Annotated in this window: 17 protein-coding genes; 12 read left to right on the forward strand and 5 right to left on the reverse strand. The window is 74.7% G+C overall.

The window, feature by feature from the left end:
• Positions 1–19: 19 nt before the first annotated feature.
• On the forward strand, positions 20–1,153 hold the full coding sequence (locus Q0795_RS05995; RefSeq protein WP_298887899.1) for a D-alanine--D-alanine ligase family protein: 1,134 nt from the start codon (positions 20–22) through the stop codon (positions 1,151–1,153).
• Between the two features lie 2 nt (positions 1,154–1,155).
• On the opposite strand, the gene Q0795_RS06000 is transcribed toward Q0795_RS05995, so the two are convergent.
• Together Q0795_RS06000 and Q0795_RS06005 are read right to left on the reverse strand one after the other, a co-directional pair.
• Positions 1,156–1,629 carry a DUF3515 family protein gene (locus tag Q0795_RS06000; protein WP_298887901.1) on the reverse strand — a complete coding sequence of 158 codons (474 nt, stop codon included), beginning with the start codon at positions 1,627–1,629 and terminating at the stop codon, positions 1,156–1,158.
• Positions 1,608–1,841, reverse strand: coding sequence for an Lrp/AsnC ligand binding domain-containing protein (locus Q0795_RS06005; protein WP_298887903.1), 234 nt, complete (start codon positions 1,839–1,841; stop codon positions 1,608–1,610). The genes Q0795_RS06000 and Q0795_RS06005 overlap by 22 nt, the downstream gene beginning before the upstream one ends.
• Before the next feature lie 47 nt (positions 1,842–1,888).
• On the opposite strand from Q0795_RS06005, the gene thiL reads away from it, so the two are divergent.
• Positions 1,889–2,911: a thiamine-phosphate kinase gene (thiL, locus tag Q0795_RS06010; RefSeq protein WP_298887905.1), complete on the forward strand. Its 1,023-nt coding sequence runs from the start codon at positions 1,889–1,891 to the stop codon at positions 2,909–2,911.
• A gap of 75 nt (positions 2,912–2,986) precedes the next feature.
• Here thiL and rpmB read toward each other — a convergent pair whose 3' ends face one another.
• The gene (rpmB, locus tag Q0795_RS06015; RefSeq protein WP_083519004.1) at positions 2,987–3,172 is read right to left on the reverse strand and encodes a 50S ribosomal protein L28; all 186 of its coding nucleotides are present in this window, start codon (positions 3,170–3,172) and stop codon (positions 2,987–2,989) included.
• Between the two features lie 225 nt (positions 3,173–3,397).
• Here rpmB and Q0795_RS06020 point away from each other — a divergent pair, with 225 nt between their 5' ends.
• From Q0795_RS06020 to mutM, 9 genes are all read left to right on the forward strand, one after another.
• Positions 3,398–5,080, forward strand: coding sequence for a DAK2 domain-containing protein (locus Q0795_RS06020; RefSeq protein WP_298887907.1), 1,683 nt, complete (start codon positions 3,398–3,400; stop codon positions 5,078–5,080).
• Positions 5,080–7,374, forward strand: coding sequence for an ATP-dependent DNA helicase RecG (locus tag Q0795_RS06025; protein WP_298887909.1), 2,295 nt, complete (start codon positions 5,080–5,082; stop codon positions 7,372–7,374). The genes Q0795_RS06020 and Q0795_RS06025 overlap by 1 nt, the downstream gene beginning before the upstream one ends.
• A 4-nt stretch (positions 7,375–7,378) precedes the next feature.
• On the forward strand, positions 7,379–7,948 hold the full coding sequence (rsmD, locus tag Q0795_RS06030; protein ID WP_298887911.1) for a 16S rRNA (guanine(966)-N(2))-methyltransferase RsmD: 570 nt from the start codon (positions 7,379–7,381) through the stop codon (positions 7,946–7,948).
• 25 nt (positions 7,949–7,973) lie between these two features.
• The gene (locus Q0795_RS06035; RefSeq protein WP_298887913.1) at positions 7,974–8,516 is read left to right on the forward strand and encodes a hemerythrin domain-containing protein; all 543 of its coding nucleotides are present in this window, start codon (positions 7,974–7,976) and stop codon (positions 8,514–8,516) included.
• Positions 8,517–8,556: 40 nt separating this feature from the next.
• Complete coding sequence (gene coaD / locus Q0795_RS06040) at positions 8,557–9,039, forward strand: pantetheine-phosphate adenylyltransferase (protein ID WP_298887915.1); 483 nt, start codon at positions 8,557–8,559, stop codon at positions 9,037–9,039.
• 116 nt (positions 9,040–9,155) lie between these two features.
• Entirely contained in the window at positions 9,156–9,758 is a 603-nt protein-coding gene (locus tag Q0795_RS06045; protein ID WP_298887917.1) for a YceD family protein, read from the forward strand.
• A gap of 1 nt (position 9,759) precedes the next feature.
• On the forward strand, positions 9,760–9,954 hold the full coding sequence (rpmF, locus tag Q0795_RS06050; protein WP_058892500.1) for a 50S ribosomal protein L32: 195 nt from the start codon (positions 9,760–9,762) through the stop codon (positions 9,952–9,954).
• Between the two features lie 13 nt (positions 9,955–9,967).
• Entirely contained in the window at positions 9,968–10,720 is a 753-nt protein-coding gene (gene rnc, locus Q0795_RS06055; protein ID WP_298887924.1) for a ribonuclease III, read from the forward strand.
• A 7-nt stretch (positions 10,721–10,727) separates the two neighbouring features.
• Entirely contained in the window at positions 10,728–11,660 is a 933-nt protein-coding gene (gene mutM / locus Q0795_RS06060; protein ID WP_298887926.1) for a bifunctional DNA-formamidopyrimidine glycosylase/DNA-(apurinic or apyrimidinic site) lyase, read from the forward strand.
• A gap of 4 nt (positions 11,661–11,664) precedes the next feature.
• Here the strand turns inward: mutM and Q0795_RS06065 are convergent, their stop codons facing one another.
• The gene (locus tag Q0795_RS06065) at positions 11,665–11,952 is read right to left on the reverse strand and encodes a hypothetical protein (protein WP_298887928.1); all 288 of its coding nucleotides are present in this window, start codon (positions 11,950–11,952) and stop codon (positions 11,665–11,667) included.
• Positions 11,953–11,969: 17 nt separating this feature from the next.
• The gene (locus Q0795_RS06070; RefSeq protein WP_298887930.1) at positions 11,970–13,004 is read right to left on the reverse strand and encodes a Gfo/Idh/MocA family oxidoreductase; all 1,035 of its coding nucleotides are present in this window, start codon (positions 13,002–13,004) and stop codon (positions 11,970–11,972) included.
• A gap of 23 nt (positions 13,005–13,027) precedes the next feature.
• Between Q0795_RS06070 and Q0795_RS06075 the strand changes: the two genes are divergently transcribed.
• Positions 13,028–13,309: an acylphosphatase gene (locus Q0795_RS06075; RefSeq protein WP_298887932.1), complete on the forward strand. Its 282-nt coding sequence runs from the start codon at positions 13,028–13,030 to the stop codon at positions 13,307–13,309.
• Positions 13,310–13,396: the final 87 nt, after the last annotated feature.

Here is a 13,396-nt window from a genome sequence, read left to right on the forward strand (position 1 = left end):
TTGGCTAGGCTCGACGGCGATGGACACGCAGACCTCGCCCGCCCCCGACCGCCGACGCCGCGTCGCCCTGGTCTTCGGTGGCCGCTCCGACGAGCACGCCATCTCCTGCGCCACCGCCGCGAGCGTGCTGCGCGCGCTGGACCGGCAGCGGTATGCCGTGGTGCCGGTCGGCATCACCCGCGAGGGTCACTGGGTGCTCGTGGACGACGACCCGCAGGCCCTCGACATCCGGGACGGCCGTCTGCCGTCCGTGTCCGACACCGGTCGGCGGGTCATCGTGCCGCTGGGGGGAGTGGAGCACGAGTGGACCTGGGTCGACGCCGCGGGCGAGGTGCACCCGATCGGTGAGGTCGACGTCGTCTTCCCGCTGCTGCACGGGCCGTTCGGGGAGGACGGCACCATCCAGGGTCTGCTGGAGCTCGCCGACCTGCCCTACGTCGGGTGCGGGGTGATGGCGTCCGCGGCGATGATGGACAAGCACGTCATGAAGGTCCTCTTCGCCTCCGCCGGGCTGCCCGTGGGGCCCTACGCGCTCATCACCGACCGGCAGTGGCGGCGGGACCGGGCCGCCGCCCTGGACGCCGCCTCCGGGCTGCGCTTCCCGGTCTTCGTCAAGCCCGCCCGGGCCGGGTCCTCGGTGGGGGTCGTCAAGGTGGAACGCCCCGAGGACCTCGAGGTCGCCGTCGACAAGGCCCGCGACCACGACCCCAAGGTGCTCGTCGAGCAGGGGATCGAGGGGCGGGAGATCGAGTGCGGCGTCCTCGGGGGCCGCGGCTCGGAGCCGCCCCGGGTCAGCGAGTGCGGCGAGATCGTCGTCTCCGGTGCGCACGACTTCTACGACTTCGAGGCGAAGTACCTCGACGAGGAGAGCGTGCAGATCACCGCGCCGGCGGACCTACCGGTCGAGATCCGGGACGAGATCCACCGCATCGCGGCCCTCGCCTTCGAGGTCGCCGACGCCGAGGGCCTGTCCCGGGTCGACTGCTTCGTCACCCCGCGCGGCGAGGTGGTGCTCAACGAGATCAACACCATGCCGGGCTTCACGCCCTACTCGATGTACCCCCAGGCCTGGGCCGCCTCCGGGATGAGCTATCCCGAGCTGGTGGACGAGCTCATCACCCTGGCGCTGGAGCGCCCGCTCGGGCTGCGCTGAGCTCAGCCGTCGGCCGAGGAGCACTCCCCGAGGGTCTGCGGGACCGCCTCGGCGGCCTCCCCCAGAGGCGGCAGCAGCAGGGGGTGGCTGTCGTAGTCCGCCGGCACCAGCACCTCCAGCGCCGGCTCGCGCCCGTAGGTCGTGAACATCGTGCCGCCGTCGTCGAGCTGGGTGGCCACCCAGTCCACGCCGTTGACGTCGATGCACGGGTCGGTCGTCGGCCCGGGCGGCGTCTTGCCGCAGCGCGCGACGATGGGCGGGTCGCCCCAGGCCGCCACCCCCTCGGACTGCACCGCGGTGACCCGTGCCTCGTACGGCCCGATCGTGCTGGGCCAGTGGCGCGCCACCTCCTGGCAGGGCGCGGAGTCGGCGGCGTCGAAGGGCACCGCGCGCACCGCCTCGTCGCCGCACCCGCCCAGCACGAGCACGACGGCGGTGGCGGGCAGGACGCCCCTCAGAGCTCGACGACCGTGCACGTCGTCGTGCGGGTGATGTCGGGGACCTCGAGGACGCGGGCGATCACCCCACGGCCGAGATCGGCGACGGTGGGCGCCTGCACGACGGCGATGACGTCGTAGGGCCCGGCGACGTCCTCGGCGCTCACCACCCCCGCGAGGCCCCGGAGGGTGCGGGTGACCTGCGCGGACGCCCCGACCTGGGTCTGGACGAGCATGTATGCCTTGACCACGGCTTCCTCCTGATCCGGCTCGGTGGGTGGGAGGCTACCGTGCGGGGGTGGACGCGAGCGAGGACGGTGGACGGGCGGGTCCCGGCGGCGGCGCGAGGACCGGGCCGGTGCTCGGGGAGGTGGGGGAGCGGGGCGTGCTCGCCGAGGTGTTCGCCGCCCTCGCCGACCAGCCGGCCGACGGCGTGCTCGTGGGGCCGGGCGACGACACGGCATACCTCCGGGCACGGCGGGGAGCGGTGCTCGTGACCACGGACACCATGGTGCTGGGCCACGACTGGCGCGACGACTGGTCGACGCCGCAGGACGTGGGGGTCAAGGCCACCACCCAGAACCTCGCCGACATCGCCTCGATGGGGGGAGCGGGCACCGGACTGCTCGTCACCCTCGCGGCGCACCCGCGGCTGCCCCTGGCCTGGGCGCGCGGCCTCGCGGAGGGTATGGCGTGGGCGTCGCGACGCAGCGGCGTCCCGGTCGTCGGGGGCGACCTCAGCGCGGCACCGGACGGCGTGGTGATGCTCGGCGTCACCGCGCTGGGCGAGCTGCCGGAAGGGGTGGAGCACCCGGTCCTGCGCGACGGCGCCCGTCCGGGCGACGTGCTCGCCGTCTCCGGGCCGCTGGGCCGCTCGGGGGCCGGGCTCGCGCAGCTGCTCGAGGGACGGTCGGAGGGGCCGTGGGTGGACTACCACCGGCGTCCCTGGACCGACCTGGGCCAAGGCCCGCGGGCCGCGCTCGCGGGGGCCTCGTCGATGATCGACGTGTCCGACGGGCTGGTCCGCGACGCCGACCGGGTGGCCCGCGCCAGCGACGTGCGGATCGACCTGCGGCCCGGGGCGGTGGACGTCCTCGCCGCCGCCCTCCACGGGGTGCCCGCCGAGGCCGCTCGCCGGGCGGTGCTCGGGGGCGGGGAGGAGCACGTGCTGCTGGCCACCTTCGCGCCCGACGCCGCGCCGCCCGGGTGGGTGCTCCTCGGTGACGTGGCGGCGTGCGGCCGGGGCGAGACTGCCGGGGTGTGGCTCGGTCCGGACCGCCTCGACCCGGCCCGGGGGGGCTGGGACCACTACGGCGGGTGAGGCGGGCGAGGGGAACGACGGAGCCGGCGGCACCCTGGTGGGTACCGCCGGCTCACGGGCCTGCTGAGGGGGAGGTCAGCGGGTGACCTTGCCCGCCTTCAGGCAGGAGGTGCAGACGTTGAGTCGCTTCGAGGTGCCGCCGATGGTGGTGCGCACGCGCTGGATGTTGGGGTTCCAACGGCGCTTCGTGCGGCGGTGCGAGTGCGAGATGCTGTGACCGAAGCTCGGTCCCTTGGCGCAGACGTCGCAAGTGGCAGCCACGGTGTACTCCTGAAGGTCGTCCGGTGAGAGGTCGAGAGCCCGCGGCGCCGGAGCGCGCAGGCAACCGAACCAGCGTACCGGACGCTGCTCGGGGCGCCCAAATCATCCCTCCGGTGCAGTCCTCCTGCGCGTCCGGTGCTGCACGACCGCGCGCCGGGTGCGGTCCCTGGGCGCGTCCGGTGCGGGGCTGCGGGGGTGGTCGGGGGCGGGCACTAGGTTGGGGGCGTGCCCGGACCAGCCCTCGACCTCGCGACCGCCCGCCGGTGGGCGATGACGGCGCGGCTGTCCCTCGCCGCGGCGCGCGAGCAGGTCGACGCGCTCAACGTCTTCCCGGTGGCCGACGGTGACACCGGCACCAACATGTTCCTCACCCTCGACGGGGCCCTGGAGCACGTCCGGGTGCAGGTCGAGCTCGGTGAGGACACCGGGGGGCTGCGGGACGGGCTGCACCTCATCGCCCGCGGGATGCTGCTGGCCGCCCGCGGCAACTCGGGGGTCATCCTGGCCCAGCTCGCCCGGGGGCTGGCGGACGCCGTCGGCCCCGACGTCGAGGCGGTCGGCCCCGAGGAGGTCGCCGCGGCCTTCGAGCAGGCGGCACGCAGCGCCTGGGACGCCTTGGCGACACCGGTGGAGGGGACCATCCTCACCGTCGCCAGGGCCGCCGCCCAGGGCGCGAGAGGGTCCGTGCAGGCGGGGGAGGGCGACGTCGCCGAGGTGGTCGCGGCCGCCCTGAGCGAGGCCCAGGACGCGCTCGCCCGCACCCCCGAGCAGCTCGCCGAGCTGCGCGACGCCGGGGTCGTGGACGCGGGTGGGGCGGGGCTGGTGCTGGTCGTGGAGGCGCTGCACACCGTGCTGCTCGACCTGCCGGCCGGCTCCGAGGGCGAGGTGCCCGGCTGGTGGTCGACCGGCACCGGGCAGCCCGCGCGCACCGGGTCGGCGGAGGCCGGCGGGACCGTCGAGGTCATGTTCCTGCTGACCGGCAGCGACCCCGAGCGCGCCGCGCGGCTGCGCTCCCACCTCACGCACGTGGGCGACTCCGTGGCCGTGGCCGGCGGGCCGCACGACTACCAGGTGCACGTCCACCTCGACGACCCCTCGGCCGCGCTCGAGGCCGGGGGGCTGGCCGGTGTCGTGAGCGATGTGCGGCACACCTCCCTCACCGGGGACGCGGCAGCCCACGGCGCGGGGGGCGACCACCGCTGCGGCGGCCCCTCCGGCGGCGGCTCGGCCGGTCTGCCCACCGGCCTCCAGGTGGTCAGCTGCGTGCTCGGTGACGGCGTGGCCGGGCTCATGGGCTCGGCCGGCGCGGTCCTCGTGCCCAGCGGGCCACGGCGTCGCGCGTCGGCAGGCCAGCTCCTCGCCGCGATCCGCGCCTGCGAGTCCGAGGGGGTGCTGGTGCTCCCCAACGACGAGGACATGGTCATGGTGGCGCGGGCCGCGGCCGCGGAGGCGCGGCGCGAGGGCCTGGTGGTCGAGGTGGTGCCCACCCGCTCGCTGCCCGAGGGACTGGCCGCCCTGGCCGTCCTGGACCCGGACGGGCGCCTCGACAGTGCTGCACGCGCGATGCGGGAGGCCGCCGGTGGGGTGCACGGGGGCGCGTTGACCCGGGCCGACCGCGGCGCCGAGACCCCCGTCGGTCCGTGCCGCCCCGGCCAGTGGCTCGGGATCGTCGACCACGCCATCGTCGCCGTCGAGGACGCCCTGGCGCCGGCCACCGAGGCGGTGCTGGAGACCCTCTGGCACCCCGGTGTCGAGCTGGTCACCGTCCTGCTCGGCGAGGGAGGCGACGCGCAGGTGCGCGCCGAGGTCGAGCGGCAGCTGACCGGGCGCGCGGCCGGCACCGAGGTCGAGCTCTCCGTCCTGGACGGGGGCCAACCGACCTACGCCGTGCTCATCGGGGTCGAGTGATGGCGCAGCGGCACCTGCGCGCCGTGGCGGACGGCGACCTCAACCCCCTGGACGTCGGCCTGCGCGACGTCGTCGGCACCAGCGCCCGGATCCTCGAGCGGGCGCGCGGCATCCGCACCGTGGGGCAGCTGCTCGACTGGCTCCCCCGGACCTACCTCGACCCCACCCGCCCCACCGCCTTCCGCGACCTGCCGCACGGCGAGGACGTCGTCGTGGTGGGGACGGTCCGGGCCGCGACGACGCACCAGATGCGCAACCGCCGGGGCCGCAGGCTCGTGGTGGAGGTCGCCGACGACGCCGGCGGCACGATCGAGCTGACCTTCTTCAAGCCCTTCGGCCATCAGGACCGCCTGCGGCCCGGGGTGCGGGTGGTGTGCTCGGGCCAGGTCGGGGTGTGGCGCGAGACCCTCCAGCTCACCCACCCGGACTACGCCACCCTGGGCGAGGACGGCGAGGGCGGCGCGCAGTGGCTGCTGGACGGGCTGGTCCCGGTCTACACCGCCACCAAGGGTCTGTCGCCCATCGTCCACGGCCAGTGCCTCGAGCTGGTCCTGCACCACGTGGAGCAGCTGCGCGACCCCGTCCCGGAGGAGGTTCGCCGGGAGGTGGGTCTGCCGGGGCTGCTCGAGGCCTACCGCCTCGTGCACCGGCCCCGCACCGAGGCCGAGCACCGCCGTGGCCGCTGGCGGCTGAAGTTCACCGAGGCGTTCACGGTGCAGGCCCAGCTCGCCCGGGTCCGCCGCTCCGCCGAGGCCGTGCCCGCCCGTCCCCGCGTCCTGGCCGTGGACGGACTCGGGGCCCAGCTGCGGCACCGGCTGCCCTTCGAGCTCACCGAGGGGCAGGAGACGGTCCTGGCCGAGCTGCTCGACGACCTGGCCCGGACGGTCCCGATGCACCGCCTGCTCCAGGGTGAGGTCGGCTCCGGCAAGACGGTCCTCGCCCTGCTCGCGATGCTGGCCGTCGTCGACTCGGGCGGGCAGGCGGCGCTGCTGGCGCCCACCGAGGTGCTCGCGGCCCAGCACCACCGGTCCATGTCCCAGATGCTCGGCCCGATCGCCGAGGCCGGGCTCCTGGGGGGCCTGGCCGAGGGCACCCGGATCACCCTGCTCACCGGCAGCCAGTCCACCGCCGAACGCCGGGCGGCGCTGCTCGCGGCGGCCTCGGGGGAGGCGGGCATCGTCATCGGCACGCACGCGCTCATCCAGGAGCACGTGCAGTTCGCCGACCTGGCCATGGTCGTCGTCGACGAGCAGCACCGCTTCGGCGTGGAGCAGCGTGACGCGCTGCGCGCGAAGGCGCCCGAGGGCACCGCCCCGCACGTGCTCGTCATGACCGCGACCCCGATCCCGCGGACCGTGGCGATGACCGTCTACGGCGACATGGAGATCTCCACGCTGCGCGAGCTGCCCGGCGGCCGCCGCCCCATCCACACCTTCGTCGTCGACGGTCAGCGCCCCGACTGGGTGCGCCGCACCTGGGAGCGGGTCGCCGAGGAGGTCCGCGGGGGCGGCCAGGTGTATGTCGTGTGCCCCCGGATCGGGGACGTCGACGACCCGGACCTGCCCGGCACGGGTGGGGCCGGGCCCGGGCTCCCCACGGGTGCCGGGTCGGCGGGCACCACCGGCGACGACGGCGCCGACCTCCTCGGGGCGCCGGACGTGCCGGGCGCGGCGCCGCCCGCCCTCCACGGCGTGCACCAGGTGGCGCGCTGCCTCCGGGGCCTGGCCGCGACGAGCGAGCTGACCATCGAGGTCCTGCACGGCCGCATGCCCGCCGAGGACAAGGACGCCGTCATGGTGGCCTTCGCCGCGGGTCGCGTCGACGTGGTCGTCTCCACCACCGTCATCGAGGTGGGCGTGGACGTGCCCGACGCGACGACCATGGTGCTGCTGGACGCCGACCGCTTCGGCATCTCCCAGCTCCACCAGCTGCGGGGCCGGGTGGGCCGGGGCGGGCGGCCGGGGCTGGCGCTGCTGCTCACCCAGGGGGAGGGGGTCGACCCGGCCGCCGTGGAGCGGCTGGAGCAGGTGGCGGCGACCACCGACGGTTTCCAGCTGGCCCGGCTGGACCTGGAGAGCCGGCGCGAGGGCGACGTGCTCGGCGCGAGCCAGAGCGGGGGGCGCAGCGGGCTGCGCTTCCTGCGCCTCTCCCGCGACGAGGACCTGATCGTCCAGGCGCACGAGGCGGCATGGCGCACGGTCGAGGCCGACCCCGAGCTGGAGCGGCACCCCGAGCTCGCCGAGGCCCTGACGCGGCTCGACGCGGCCCGGGCGGCCTTCCTGGAGCGGGGGTGAGCCGATGACCCGCATCATCGCCGGGTCCGCCGGGGGGCGCAGCCTGCACACCCCTCGGGGGGCGCTCACCCGGCCCACCACCGACCGGGTGCGGGAGGCGGTGTTCTCCCGGATCGAGTCGCTGCTCGACCTCGAGGGGTGCGCCGTGCTCGACCTCTTCGCCGGGTCGGGGGCCCTCGGTCTCGAGGCGGTCTCCCGCGGCGGGGGCCGGCTGCTGGCGGTGGAGCGCCACCGGGCGACCGCCCGGATCGTCGAGCGCAACGCGGCCGACCTGGGGCTCTCGGGCGTCGAGGTGCGGACGGCCCCGGTGGCCGAGGTGCTCAGGGCCGGGCCGCAGGGCGAGGCGTTCCACCTGGCGCTGCTGGACCCGCCGTACGACCTGGGGGAGGCCGAGCTCGGTGAGGTGCTGGCCGCGCTCGTCCCGTGGCTGGACCCCGACGGGCTCGTGGTCCTGGAGCGCAGCGCCCGTTCCCCGCAGCCGGCCTGGCCCCCCGGGCTGGCCCACCTCGACACCCGCCGCTACGGCGAGACCGCCGTGCACCTCGCCGAGCCCGCCACCCCGGCGAGCGCCTGAGCCGGCCGTTTGCCAGGATCGGGCCATGACCTCATACACGATCCCCCGACCCGTCTCCGGTGACGTCGTCGACCTCATCCTGGCCGACCACCGCCTCTTCGAGGAGCTCATGCGCGAGCTGCGCGACAGCAGCTCGGACCGTGAGTCCGCCCGCCAGGCCTTCGCTGCCGTGCTCATCGCGCACGGCGAGGCCGAGGAGGAGAAGGTCTACCCCCGGCTGCGGCGGAAGGAGGCCATCGACGAGCACGAGGCCGAGCACGGCGAGGAGGAGCACGCAGAGATCAACCGCGCGCTGCTCGACCTGCTCGAGTGCGCCGGCACCGACACCCAGAAGTTCGACGACGCGGTCGAGGCCATGAACGAGGTGCTGCAGCACCACCTGACCGAGGAGGAGCTGACCATCCTCAACCCGGCCCGCGACGAGGTGTCCGACCAGGACCGTGCGGACCTGGGGGCGGCCTTCCTCGAGGTCCGGGGGCGCCACCTCGACCAGGGCGTCGGCATCGAGCAGGTGCGCTCGCTGGTCGAGCAGGCCGAGCAGGACGGGCTGCTCGACGACGAGGACTGAGCGGCGCGGTGGTGGGTCGCGCCGACAGTAGGCTCTGGGCATGACGACCCGTCGCTGCGTGTGCCCCGGATCCTTCGACCCGGTGACCCTCGGTCACGTCGACGTCGTCGTGCGGGCCGCCGCGCTCTACGACGAGGTGCTCGTCGCGGTGATGCACAACCCGGCCAAGCAGGGCACGTTCCCGGTCGAGCAGCGGCTGGAGCTCGTCCGGCAGTCGTTGCCGCAGGAGGCCGCCTCGGCGGTCCGGGTGGAGGCGTATGCCGAGCGCCTGCTCGTCGACGTGTGCCAGGAGGCGGGCGCCCAGGCCGTGGTCAAGGGGCTGCGGGGCGGCACCGACTTCACCTACGAGCTGCCGATGGCCCTGATGAACCGCCACCTGACCGGGGTGGAGACCGTCTTCCTGCCCGGGGACCCGGCGCTGGAGCACGTCTCCAGCTCCTTGGTCAAGGAGGTCCACCGGCTCGGCGGCGACGTCTCCGCCCTGGTCCCCGCCCCGGTCCTGCGGGCGCTGCGGCAGATTTGAGCCCGGGCCGTCCGCTCCGGTAGTCTGAGCAGTCGGTTTGTGTCCTTCCTGCCTCCGTGCCACGGATCAGGGCCGAACCCCGATCAGCAGGTCAGACACACGTGAGGGACTTCAGCATGGCTGCCCAGCAGACGGAACGCGACTGGGTGTTCGACACCCGGGAGCTGGTCCGCCGGCCCGGCACGATGCGTGAGGTCTCGCGTGAGGTGACCACGACGGAGCCCCTGGGCACCGACGTCATCGCGATCCCTGCCGGCGCGCCGGTGCAGGTGGATCTGCGGTTGGAGTCGGTGGTCGAGGGGATCCTGGCGACGGGGGAGGCCCAGGCCACGGTGGTCGGGGAGTGCGTGCGCTGCCTGGACGAGATCGTCGAGCACCTCGACGTCCCCTTCCAGGAGCTGTACGCCTACCCGGACCGGGCGGCGCACCACCAGCAGGTGGCGGGTCGACCCGGGAGCGAGAAGGACGCGAGCGCCGACGAGGACGAGCAGCGGACTCTCGACGGCGACCTGATGGACCTCGAAGAGGTTGTCCGGGACGCCGTGGTGACCTCACTGCCCTTCCAACCGGTATGCCGGGACGACTGTCCGGGACTGTGCTCCGAGTGCGGGGCACGCCTGGCCGACGACCCGGAGCACGAGCACGACGTGATCGACCCCCGGTGGTCGGCGCTGGCCGCGATGGCCAGCCCGGCCGACGACGACGAGAAGAGGACCTGACGTGGCCGTTCCCAAGCGGAAGATGTCCCGTTCCAACACCCGGCACCGCCGCTCGCAGTGGAAGGCCGCCCCGATCGCGCTGACCACCTGCCCGCAGTGCCAGGCCGTGGCGACCCCGCACCAGGCGTGCCCGTCCTGCGGCTCCTACGGCGGTCGGCACTACGCCGCCGCCGAGCGCACCGAGCACCAGGGCTGACCCGGACCGCGGTATGCGCCCCGTCGCCGAGCTCAACGACTACCTCGCCGAGGTCGTCGGTGAGCGGTGCGACGAGGCGCTGCTGCTGCGTGCCCTGACGCACCGGTCGTTCTCCTACGAGCACGACGGGCAGCCGCACAACGAGCGGCTGGAGTTCCTCGGTGACTCCGTGCTGGGGGTCGTGGTCACCGACACGCTCTACCGCACGCACCCGGACCTGTCCGAGGGCCAGCTGGCCAAGCTGCGCGCCGCGGTCGTCAACTCGCGTGCCCTCGCCGAGGTCGCGCGCACCATCGACCTCGGCCAGTTCGTGCTGCTCGGCAAGGGCGAGGAGGCGACCGGAGGCCGCGACAAGGACTCCATCCTGGCGGACACGACCGAGGCGGTCATCGGCTGCCTCTACGTCTCCCTCGGGCTGTCCTGGGCGGACACCTTCATCCACCACGTCCTGGACCCGGTGATGGCCCGCAGCGCCGACCTGGGCGCCGGGCTGGACTGGAAGACCAGCCTGCAGGAGGTCGCCTCGGCGGCCGAGCTCGGGCCGCCCGAGTACGTCCTGGAGGCCGAGGGGCCCGACCACGACAAGACCTTCACGGCGCGGGCGGTCGTCGGTGGTGAGGTCGTGGGGACCGGGGTGGGCCGGTCCAAGAAGCTCGCCGAGCAGCAGGCCGCCGAGCACGGGTGGCGGCTGCTGACCGACCGCGCCGCCGAGGTGGTCGCGACCGCTCCCAGCGTCGACCCTGCCCGCGACGTCCGGACGGGCTGAGAGCCCCGTGCCCGAGCTGCCCGAGGTCGAGGTCGTGCGTCGAGGGCTCGCCGAGCACGTCGTCGGGCGCCGGATCAGCACCGCCCACCTCCTCGGCCAGCGGGTCGCCCGGCGGCACGAGGGCGGGCCGGCCGACCTCGCGGCACGGGTGCGCCGGGCCGAGGTCCTCGCGGCCGACCGGCGGGGCAAGTACCTCTGGCTGGTCCTGGATCCCCCCGACGACGACCCGCACGCCCTGGTGATGCATCTCGGGATGAGCGGCCAGCTGCTCGTGGAGCGAGGCGACGCGCCGCGGGAGAAGCACCTGCACGCGACCCTCGACTTCGACGACGACGGGCCGCAGCTGCGCTTCGTCGACCAGCGCACCTTCGGCGGCCTGGCCCTGACCCCGCTCCTGCCCGACGCGCACCGTCGGGCTGCGGCGCCCGGCTCCGACGAGCGACCCGGGTCCGACGGCGGGCACGGGCACGGCATACCGCAACCGGTCGCCCACATCGCCCCCGACCCGCTCGAGGACGCCTTCGACCGGCCGAGCGTGATCCGGACGATGAAGTCGAAGAACGTCGCGGTGAAGAGGCTGTTGCTGGACCAGGGAGTCGTCAGCGGCATCGGGAACATCTACGCCGACGAGGCGCTCTGGCGAGCCGGGGTGCACGGCCGGCGCCCCGCCTCGGCGCTGACCCGGCCCGCGATCGGCCGCCTCCTGGACCACGCCGCCGAGGTCATGCGCGAGGCGCTGGCCCAGGGCGGGACCAGCTTCGACGCGCTCTACGTCAACGTCAACGGCGCCAGCGGCTACTTCGACCGCTCGCTGGACGCCTACGGCCAGACCGGCCGCCCGTGCGCACGCTGCGGCAGCGCCATCCGGCGCGAGGAGTTCATGAACCGCAGCTCGCACTACTGCCCGCGGTGCCAGACCGTGCCCCGGGTCCGCGCCTGAGCCCTCACCGGTCCGGGGGCGGGTCCTCGGGGTTCGGGGGCGGGGGAGGCATGGGCCCCTCGTGCTGCTCCAGGGAACCGCGGCCCTCGACCTCCTCGCGGGCGACGTCCTGCCGGCGCGAGCGTTCCTTGCCGGCGTCGAAGAAGAGCCGCATCCCCCGCCCGACCAGGTCGGCCACGTGCACCGGGGTCCACCGGCGCAGCGGCAGCCGTCCCGTCGGGGGCGTGGCCGTCTGGCCGAGGGCGGCAAGGATCACGCACCCGAGGAGCAGGAAGAGGAGCAGCTGGGTCATCGCGGTGCCATCCTGCCTCAGGTGTGCAGGGGGGCGTCCTCCTGGGGGTAGCGCACCCCCAGCTCGCGCCGCGCGCTCTCCAGGATCGTCATGATCGCCACCGTGTCGGCGTGCGGTGCCAGCGGCGACTCCGCCAGCCCCTCCCGCAGGCAGCGGTGCACCTCCTCCACCTGGTGCTCGTAGCCCCGCCGGTCACCCGTCACGGTCTCCTCCTCCTCACCTCGTCGGATGGTGAAGGAGGTGGGGTGGTTGAGCGGGCCGTGCAGGGTGATCGACCCCTCGGTGCCCCGCACGATCGTCTCGGTGGTGCCGTGCGAGCGGGAGTCCGTCATGACCTGGGCGACGGCACCGTCCGCCGTCATCCACTGCAGCGCCACGAGGGCGTCGGCTCCCGTGGGGACCTTCGAGCCCAGGACGTGCAGGTGGGTCGGGTGCCCCACGAGCAGGTGCGCCAGGGTCACGGGGTAGATGCCCAGGTCCATGAGGGCGCCGCCGCCGTTGGTGAGGTCGAAGAGGCGGTGGGTCTCGTCGTAGTCGAACGGCACGGGGAACGCGGCGTGGAAGCTGCGGACGTCCCCGATCGCGCCCGACCGCACCCGCTCCCGGACGTCGAGCACGATCGGCTGGAAGCGGGTCCACATGGCCTCCACCGCCAGGACCCCCGCCTCCCGCGCGGCCTCGAAGACCTCCTCGGTGTCGTGGACGGTGAGCGTGGTGGGCTTCTCGACGAGGACGTGCTTGCCCGCGGCGATGCAGGCCAGGGCCTGCTCGTGGTGGAAGGGGTGGGTCGAGGAGATGTAGACGACGTCGACCTCCGGGTCCTGCAGGAGCTCGTCGTAGCCCCCGTAGGAGCGCGGGATGCCGAACTCCTGCGCGAAGGCCCGGGCCCGCTCGCCGTCCCGCGCCGCGACCGCGACCGCCTGGCCACCGTCCACGGCGGCGATCGCCTCGCCCAGCGCCCGGGCGATCCCTCCCGCGGCGAGGAGACCCCACCGGACCGGACGGTCGGCGACGGGTTCGTACGAGGGGCTGCTGGCGGGTGGCTGCTGCATACCCCCACCGTAGTCTCGCGGGTATGGAGCGTGCGCTGATCTTCGTCCGTGGTCGGGTCCAGGGTGTCGGCTTCCGCTGGTGGACGCGCTCCCGGGCGCTGGAGCTCGGGCTCGTCGGACACGCCCTGAACCTCCCGGACGGCCGGGTGGAGGTCAGCGCGCAGGGCGAGCGGTCCGCCGTCGACGCCCTCGTCGACCTGCTGCGCGAGGACCCCTCGACGCGCAGCCGGCCGGGCCGGGTCGACGGGGTGGTGGTGCAGCGGCACCCGGCGCGCGCGGGGACGACAGGGTTCCTCGAGCGCTGACCGGTCCGCGGACCCGCCGGGCGGACGGCCGCGCGGCGGCGCGGTGGCGGCATACCCGGCAGGTATGTTGGCGGACGAGCCGTCCCG

This window comes from uncultured Serinicoccus sp. (assembly GCF_947487915.1).
Taxonomy (GTDB): Bacteria; Actinomycetota; Actinomycetes; order Actinomycetales; family Dermatophilaceae; genus Ornithinicoccus.